The sequence below is a fragment of the Pantoea sp. SIMBA_079 genome (assembly GCF_046940275.1).
GTDB classification, from domain to species: domain Bacteria; phylum Pseudomonadota; class Gammaproteobacteria; order Enterobacterales; family Enterobacteriaceae; genus Pantoea; species Pantoea borealis.
Genome location: NZ_JAWRYR010000288.1, coordinates 1 through 273 on the forward strand (window position 1 = coordinate 1; position 273 = coordinate 273).

Below are 273 nucleotides of genomic sequence, written 5' to 3' on the forward strand. Positions count from 1 at the left end.
GCTCTCCGTTTCATTTACATATCACCCCGCCAATTTCAGGTATGGAGCCCGGAACCGGCTTGTAATCAAAGCTTGCATGGCATGTGCCAAGCCCTTCGGGCAACGTTACGGTCAGGTTGTTTTTCGAAGACAGGTCGGTAAGCCATACACGGCCGTCATACCCCATAACTGCGGGCTGTCCTGTTCCGTCCTGCAAGACTTCCGCTCCCATCGGCAAAGGTTTGCCTTCTGCATCTGTCAGTATGACCGTCGCAGCGCTCATTCGTTTTGTTC

Annotated in this window: 1 protein-coding gene; it reads right to left on the minus strand. The window is 53.5% G+C overall.

Annotation, left to right across the window (positions count from 1 at the left end):
- Positions 1-10: 10 nt before the first annotated feature.
- Positions 11-273 (minus strand): FimD/PapC C-terminal domain-containing protein (locus SB719_RS20060; protein ID WP_412159725.1); only part of this gene is annotated, 263 nt, incomplete at its 5' end.